The 7,039-nt window shown below is 72.3% G+C and carries 7 protein-coding genes; 4 read left to right on the forward strand and 3 right to left on the reverse strand.

Annotated features, from left to right (window positions below):
• Positions 1 to 29: 29 nt before the first annotated feature.
• The 3 genes from ACFWOG_RS21410 to ACFWOG_RS21420 all read left to right on the forward strand — a co-directional run bounded on the left by ACFWOG_RS21410 (position 30) and on the right by ACFWOG_RS21420 (position 1,206).
• Entirely contained in the window at positions 30 to 665 is a 636-nt protein-coding gene (locus tag ACFWOG_RS21410) for a DUF5753 domain-containing protein (protein ID WP_380360298.1), read from the forward strand.
• Positions 655 to 861 carry a DUF397 domain-containing protein gene (locus ACFWOG_RS21415; RefSeq protein WP_380360300.1) on the forward strand — a complete coding sequence of 69 codons (207 nt, stop codon included), beginning with the start codon at positions 655 to 657 and terminating at the stop codon, positions 859 to 861. The genes ACFWOG_RS21410 and ACFWOG_RS21415 overlap by 11 nt, the downstream gene beginning before the upstream one ends.
• 138 nt (positions 862 to 999) lie before the next feature.
• On the forward strand, positions 1,000 to 1,206 hold the full coding sequence (locus ACFWOG_RS21420) for a DUF397 domain-containing protein (RefSeq protein ID WP_380360301.1): 207 nt from the start codon (positions 1,000 to 1,002) through the stop codon (positions 1,204 to 1,206).
• A 100-nt stretch (positions 1,207 to 1,306) separates the two neighbouring features.
• On the opposite strand, the gene ACFWOG_RS21425 is transcribed toward ACFWOG_RS21420, so the two are convergent.
• The 3 genes from ACFWOG_RS21425 to ACFWOG_RS21435 form a co-directional block, all read right to left on the reverse strand.
• Positions 1,307 to 2,371: a CU044_5270 family protein gene (locus ACFWOG_RS21425; RefSeq protein WP_355407357.1), complete on the reverse strand. Its 1,065-nt coding sequence runs from the start codon at positions 2,369 to 2,371 to the stop codon at positions 1,307 to 1,309.
• Positions 2,368 to 2,997 (reverse strand): RNA polymerase sigma factor, encoded by a 630-nt coding sequence (locus ACFWOG_RS21430; RefSeq protein WP_380360303.1) that lies wholly within the window; start codon positions 2,995 to 2,997, stop codon positions 2,368 to 2,370. The genes ACFWOG_RS21425 and ACFWOG_RS21430 overlap by 4 nt, the downstream gene beginning before the upstream one ends.
• A gap of 320 nt (positions 2,998 to 3,317) precedes the next feature.
• Positions 3,318 to 3,791, reverse strand: coding sequence for a hypothetical protein (locus tag ACFWOG_RS21435; protein WP_380360305.1), 474 nt, complete (start codon positions 3,789 to 3,791; stop codon positions 3,318 to 3,320).
• 401 nt (positions 3,792 to 4,192) lie between these two features.
• On the opposite strand from ACFWOG_RS21435, the gene ACFWOG_RS21440 reads away from it, so the two are divergent.
• The gene (locus tag ACFWOG_RS21440; RefSeq protein ID WP_380360307.1) at positions 4,193 to 6,940 is read left to right on the forward strand and encodes a M4 family metallopeptidase; all 2,748 of its coding nucleotides are present in this window, start codon (positions 4,193 to 4,195) and stop codon (positions 6,938 to 6,940) included.
• The last annotated feature ends 99 nt before the right edge of the window (positions 6,941 to 7,039 follow it).

Here is a 7,039-nt window from a genome sequence, read left to right on the forward strand (position 1 = left end):
TAAAGTTCGTCGAGCGAGCCGACGAGGCGTTGGCAGCCGGCGGCGCGCTTGAGCTGCTGTGGTGGAGCTGGAAGAACGGCGCGCTGATTCCTGGCTTTCCGGAGTACACGGCCAAGGAGCGCGAGGCGATCGGCATACGGTTCTTCGCAACAGGTCTGGTGCCAGGGGTTCTGCAGCATCAGGACTACTCTGCCGCGTACGAGGCCGCCATTGTGCGTCGCGGCGAGGCCACACCCGCTCAAGCAGAGGAGCGACTGAGTCTCCTGGCGTTGCGGCAGCGTCTGTTGGGTCGGACCTCGACCATCCACGCTGTACTGGACGAAGGCGTACTCCGCCGTCCGATCGGTGGCGCGCCCGTCATGGCCCAGCAGCTTGTCTATCTGGAAGAGTTGTCGGCGAGGCCAAACGTCGTCCTCCAGGTGGCCCCGTACAGCTTGGCGGAGGAGAGGCCTCTCTCGCACGCAGTGACCATCCTGACCCTCCCCAATCGTGCGATGGTCGGCTACACGGAGACTCTTCAACGGGGGTTCCTGGAGCAGGATGCCGAGACGATCGCAGAATGGGCGAGAAAGCACGATCGGCTACAGGTGGACGCACTTACCCGGGCGGACAGCCTGGCCATGATCCATGAGGTACGGAGGGAGCTTGAACGCCATGCACGTTGACCTGTCCGGCGCCAAGTGGCGCAAGAGTTCCCACAGCGATGGTGGGGGTGGGTGCATCGAGGTCGCGGACGGGCACGACGGTGTGATGCCGGTCCGTGACTCCAAGGACCCGGAGGGCCCTTCCCTCATCTTCCCCGCTGCGGCCTGGCGCTCCTTCGTTGCTGCGGTTCGGTCGGACGAGTTCGGTTCCCTCTGACACCCAAGGCCCGGGATTCCGGTGGGGGCTGCTGTGTGGGGCGTGGAGGTTGACGCTTGCCTATTGCATTGACGCCCTCCAGGTGGGGATACCTGGAGCAGGAGTTCGTCCCGAACACCCGGAAGGAGCCTGATTCCCATGCGCGTTGAACTGTTGGGTGCCAGGTGGCGGAAGAGCTCGTACAGCGGCCAGGGTGGTGAGTGTGTCGAGGTAGCCCCCGGCTTTCACGGTGTCGTGCCTGTCCGTGACTCCAAGGACTCCCAAGGCCCGGCTCTCGTCTTCCCTGTGGAGGCCTGGCACTCCTTCGTTGATGCGGTTCGGTCGGACGAGTTCGGTTCCGTCTGACGCGACCGTGGATCGACCGGCACACGGGCGGTCGACTGATACGACAGCGGGCCTCCTGTGCGGGAGGCCCGCTGTCTACGGTCGTTCAGCGGCCGACGCGTCAGGCCTTGCCGGTGCCGGGCGGGCGGCCGGGGGCGTCGGTCGCGACGCGCTTGAGGACGGCGGTGTTGGCGGTGACGGTGCCGGGCTTGACCCCGAAGGCCTCGGTGACCTGGACACCGCGCTCGCCCAGGAAGGTGTAGCTGGTGCGGTCGAAGATCATCTCGTCGCGGGAGCCCGTGGTGGTGTTGGTGCGGGCGATGGCGATTCCGGCGCGTCCGGCGGCGTCGGTGGCGTTGTCGACGAGGACGACGCCGGGGATCCGGGCCGCGGCCTGGTAGAGCGCGGCGGCGAGCTTGCCGGGGACGGCCTGTTCGCGGACCATGGCGAGGACGGTGTCGAACGCCTCCTGGTCCGGTCCGTTGTTTCCGCCTCCCGCGGTCTCGGTGTAGATCTTCTGCAGCAGCACCTGCGGGTCGGTGGGCAGGGTGTGCAGGTAGTCGTAGGAGGGGTACCGCAGGCGGGCGTCCGCGTCTGACTTGAGTGCCTCGCCTCCTTGCGCGGTCTTGCCCTCCTCGGTGAGCCAGCCGGTGCGGCCGTCGGCGGAGCGCCATATCTGCCGCTGGTGGGGCTTGTCGACCCACGCCTTCTCCGCGCCGGTGTCGGCGTTGAGGGAGCCCATCAGGTAGGAGACGGTGCTCTCGACGTAGACGTACTGGCCGGGGCGCAGGACGAGGTCGGGGGTGGACTGGGCGGCCAGGGAGATGCGTTCCACCGCGCCGGCCAGTCCTGCGGTGTCGCCGGCCGTGACCTGCACGACGGACGCCGGGACACGGTCGCCCCGCACGGGGGCGGTGTCCGGGTTGCCGAACGTGGTGACCGCCACGGTGGCCGCGAGGGCGAAGGCGGCCAGTGTGGCGGGCAGGGCGATCAGCAGCCGGCGCCGGTTCCTGGCCTCGGGTCGGGCCGGCCCTGCGGCTTCGGGGGTGCGGGTGATCTCGCTCATCAGGAACTCCTCGATCTGGCGCTGCCGGTCGGGCTGGACGGCCGGCGTTTCGGCCGCGGGCAGCAGGTGCCTCAGCTCCGTGTCGTCGAGAGGCTGCTGCCGCTCCGGGACGCTGGTCATCTGTTCCACTCCTTGTCCGACCGGGCCGGAACCATCCGGCCACCCTGTATTTGTCCGGCGGCCCGCAGGGGTTCCGGGAGAGTTCGCGGCATCCGCCGCAGCTCCTTGTCGGCCAGCGCACGCAGTCGGGTGCGGGCCCTGGAGAGCCTGGAGCGCACGGTGCCGACCGGGATGCCCAGCGCCTTTGCGGCCTCGGGATACGTGAGACCCGCCCACACGCACAGTGAGAAGACTTCGCGCTCGCCGCGCCGGAGCTTCTCCAACGCCGCCTTGGCCGCGAGGAGTTGTTCGTGGTCGGCGAGACGGCCGACCAGCTCGTCGGCGAAGTCCGGGTCCGGTTCGGGGATCGGCATGCGGGAGAGGGCGGCGGTGTGCCGGCGGGCGGCCCTGGCCCGGTTGCGCAGGACGTTGACGGTGATGCCCATCAGCCAGGGGCGCGGCGTCGCCCATTCGTCGCGCAGTTTCTCCCGCAGCCGCCAGGCCTCCAGGAAGACCACCGCCATGACGTCCTCGGCCCCGGCGCGGTCCCCGGTCACCCGGACCGCGTGTGCCAGGACTGCCCGCGAGTGCTCCTGGAACAACTGCCGGAAGGCGTCGGGGTCGCCGGCTCTGATCCGTTCGTGCATCGAAAAGTCCACGTCACTGGGTTGTCCGGCCGCCGTACGGCAGTTCCGGTGACCCGCGTCACAGTCGGTCGGCCCCGCCGACTACGCCCGCCCCCCCGGCCCCCCGCCGACCCCCCGGCCCCGCCGAACCCCCGACCCCCCGGCCCCTGAGCTTCCTACGCCCCCGACCCTCCCCGCGAACTCGTCGTCCACCACGGCCGGGCCGTCGGCGCGGGTACCGGGCCGTAGGCGGGGTCACCGGAACCGGGGCGATCTGGCGGCCAGGCGCGCGGAGGAGGCCGGGAACGGTCAGGGGGCGGTCAGGGAGTGGTCGTCCGGGACTACTCCTGCGCCCCGGTCAGGACCTGCCCGCCGCCGGCTATCGGCGGCCCGTCGACGTACCAGCCGTTCCAGTTCCCGCTCTGGCTGCGGTCGCGGGACCACATGTGGTTGTAGTCGCTGCCGCGCGCGGTGATGGTGAAGGCGCCGCCGAGGGTCTGGCGGCGGATCACGACCTTGCTCGTGAAGTAGCCGCCCATGGAGGTCCAGTTGCTCAGCTTGTGGGAGCTGCCGCTTGTCCAGCGCGTCCACACGGCGTGGTCGGTGCCGATCACGAAGATCTCGCTGTTCCCGTCCTGGAAGCCGAAGTAGGTCACACCGTCGCCGAAGTCGCCGCCGCACAGGAAGCTGCCGCCGAACTGGTTGTTGCTGCAACGCGCGGGGATGTTGATGTCACCCGCCGACGCGGGAGCCGCGCTCAGCCCGATTCCGGCGAGGGCGGCGACGGCCGCGACGGCGGCCTTGATCTTGTTCATGTCTGCTCCTGATCGGTCGGGACCGGGCCTTCCGCCCGGGGCGCCCGGGCCGCAACCCGTCCGGGGCCCGCCCGGCGGGGCCTCCACCGGTACCAACGGGAGTGCCGGCCGATCGAGTTCATCGCTCGCCCGCCCACCGGTCGGCGGTCACCGAGCACCTCCCTCCTCGAACGATCGGTCGCGGGTACGCCACGGGCCCCGGATCGGTTGCCCCGCCGGGCCGGTTCCCGCCGCCCGCGCCGGGTCGTGCCCGTTCGGACACCGGAGGGGTGCGCAGGGGTGCAGGGCTGGTCCGATCGCCTGGACGGGCCGCGCCTCCGCGACCGAGCATCGAGTGACGCATCGTCACATCAGCGTCTTCGTGTCGCCTGTGCCGCATCCGCATCCCCCGGAGGACCGCAGTGCATCACCGTTCCCGCTTACCCGAGAAGCCCCGAGGCGTCGGCGCCGCCCTGAGCCTGGCGCTGGCCCTGGCGTTGAGCGCGTCGCCCGCCCTGGCCGCGCCGCCCTTCCCGGCCACCGAGCCCGACCCGGTCCCCGGCCTGGTGGCCGGGGAGGGCACCGCCGCCCCGCAGCTGGTGACCGGACTGTCCGAGCCGGCGCCCGGCAGTCCGGCCGAGGCGGCCCGGGCCCATCTCGCGGCCCATCCCGACCGCTACCGCATCGACACCGCGCAGCTGACGGAACTCGCCGTCGAGCACGCGGCCGAGGGCCGCGACACCGTCAGGTTCCAGCAGCACCACGGCGGCGTGCCGGTGCTGGGCGGGCAGTACCTGGTCCGCCTGGTCGGCGAGGGCGCGGACCGCACGGTGGAGTCGGTCGGCGGCAAGTACTTCACCGGGCTGACCGCCCCGACCGCCCCGGCCGTGTCGGACGAGGCGCTGCGCGGGCTCGCGCTCGACTCGGTCGCGGACCGGGGCGCCCGGGGCGGGGCCACGGCGGAGGACGGCGGCCGGATCGTGCTCCCGGGCGGCGGCGGGCGGCTCGTCCAGCGCTTCGTCGTCCGTGCCGCCGACCCGGCCACCGGGGCGCCGCTGGTCCGCGAGGTCTTCGTGGACGCCGTGCGCGGCGTGGTCGCCCTCGCCCGCGACACCCGGGCCCCGTACCCGACCGGGGGAGCCACCGCCCCGGGCACCCCGGCCGCCGCAGCCGCCCCGGCGGCCGACGTCGGCGTGCCCGTCATCGGAACCGCCCCCGACATCCTCGGCCGCACCGTCCCGGTGAACGTCGCCCGCCGGCCGGACGGCAGCCACCAGCTCGTCGACCTCACCCGGGGCGCCGGCATCTTCACCTACGACGCCGCCGGGGAGGACGCCGGCGCGTTCCGGGGCCCGATGACCGGCCGGTCACCGGTCTCCTCCCCGGGCCCGGACTTCCCGGCCTCGACCGGTACCGGCGGAGCGACGGACGCGCACCTCAACGCCGCCGCCGCGTACGACTTCTTCCGGGACCGGCTCGGCCGGAACGGGCTGGACGGCAAGGGCGGCCCGATCGTCTCCGTGGCCAACACGAGCGAGGGCGGCAAGCCGAGCCTGAACGCCTTCTGGGACGGGGTGAAGATGGTCTACGGCAACGGGGACGCCACCTACCGGCCGTTCTCGGTGGCGATGGACGTGGTCGGGCACGAGCTGACCCACGCCGTCGTCCAGCACACCGCCGACCTGGACGGCTCCGCCCAGCCCGGGGCGATGAACGAGGCACTGGCCGACTACTTCGGCAACGCCATCGAGGTCACCACCCGGGGCATCCCGATGACCGACCCCCGTGCGGCCCTGATGAACGAGAGCCTCTGCCGCACCGGCACACCCGAGGAGTGCGCGCGGCGTCGCCTCGACGACCGCCGTACCACCGTCGACGACTACATCGGGGCCTGGAGCGACGTCGACAACAGCGGCGTCCACCTCAACGCCACCATCTTCGGCGGGGCGCTGTGGGACATCCGCCGGGCCCTCGACCCGCTCGTCGCCGACCGTCTGGTCTACCGCGCGATCACCGAGTACCTCACCCCGCTGGACGAGTTCGTCGACGGCCGCAACGCGGTGCTCGCCGCCGGCCGCTCGCTCGGCCTGAGCCGCGCGCAACTGCGCACGGTGGCGGCCGCGTTCGACGCCCACGGCATCAAGGCCGGCTGGCAGAGCCGGATCGGCATGGACAGCCGCGGGCTGCTGCGGAGCGCCGGCATCGAGGCTCCGCCGGCCGTGGCCGGGGGTCACTGGGTGGCGAGCGGACGGGACGACCCGAAGAGCGTCGACGAGTCCCTCTACACCGGCTCCGTCACCGCCCCCGGTACCCGGACACGGCTGAGCCCGCCGGACGGCCGGATCCACCTGTCCCCCGACACCGACGGAAGGACCGCGGTCTGGCAGGCGATCGGGTTCGGGGTGACGGAGGTGCTGGCGCGCCCGCTGTCCGGCGGCCCGGTCCGCAGCGTGTTCAACTCCCCGGACTACGGCATCAACGGCGCCCGGATATCCGATGGGCAGATCGCCGTCCTGGTCACCTCCTGGGCGGACGGCCGGAACCGGCTCCTCGTGTTCCGCGACGGGGCCGACCCGGTGGACATCCCGGTGGCCGAGGGTCACCGGCTGTCCGACCTCGCCTTCAAGGACGGTCTGCTCGGCTGGATCGAGAGCTGGAACGCCGAGGGGGCCACCTTCTCGGCGCCGACGGTCTACTCCCTCGCCGCCGGCCGGATCACCGCGCAGTACCCGGAGAGCTTCCCGGCCGGCGACAGGCCGGGCCAACTGACCTCCGCGCAGTTCGCGGGCGGCCGGCTGCTCTGGTCGCGGTGGGCGGCGCCCCCGGACCTGCGGGTCGCGATCCGGTCCGGTGCCGCCGACGGCTCCGGTGTGACCGACGTGGTGCCCGCCGACTCGCCCTACGCCCCGACGGCCGGGGAGTTCACCGCCTCCGACCGGGTCGTCACCTACCAGCGTGGTGGCGCCAAGCCGAGCGGCGGCTGGACGAACGCGGCGCTCCCCAAGCTGTACCAGGTGCCCGTCACCGGCGGCGCCCCCGTACGGCTCTCCTGCAACCGGGGTGTCCAGGCCTACCCGGCCGCCGACCGGGGCACCCGGGTGCTCTGGCTGGACTACAGCCCCGGCCGCATCGACCTCGTGGTCCGCGACCGCCCGGCCGGCACCTGCTGATCCGTTTCGCGAGCAGTGGCCCCGTGCGGGCGGGGCCACTGCTCCCCGGTCCGTGCGCCCCCGGGCGCTTATTAACATATACGAGCCCACGAGAAAGTT

Origin of the sequence: Kitasatospora sp. NPDC058406 (genome assembly GCF_042722765.1) — a bacterium.
In the GTDB taxonomy this organism is placed as follows: domain Bacteria; phylum Actinomycetota; class Actinomycetes; order Streptomycetales; family Streptomycetaceae; genus Kitasatospora.

What these genes read in the sequence shown, in the direction of transcription:
- ACFWOG_RS21415 (WP_380360300.1), top strand. Translation starts at nt 655, where the DNA reads ATGCACGTTGACCTGTCCGGCGCCAAGTGGCGCAAGAGTTCCCACAGC.
- ACFWOG_RS21420 (WP_380360301.1), top strand. Translation starts at nt 1,000, where the DNA reads ATGCGCGTTGAACTGTTGGGTGCCAGGTGGCGGAAGAGCTCGTACAGC.
- ACFWOG_RS21425 (WP_355407357.1), bottom strand. Translation starts at nt 2,371, where the DNA reads ATGACCAGCGTCCCGGAGCGGCAGCAGCCTCTCGACGACACGGAGCTG.
- ACFWOG_RS21430 (WP_380360303.1), bottom strand. Translation starts at nt 2,997, where the DNA reads ATGCACGAACGGATCAGAGCCGGCGACCCCGACGCCTTCCGGCAGTTG.
- ACFWOG_RS21435 (WP_380360305.1), bottom strand. Translation starts at nt 3,791, where the DNA reads ATGAACAAGATCAAGGCCGCCGTCGCGGCCGTCGCCGCCCTCGCCGGA.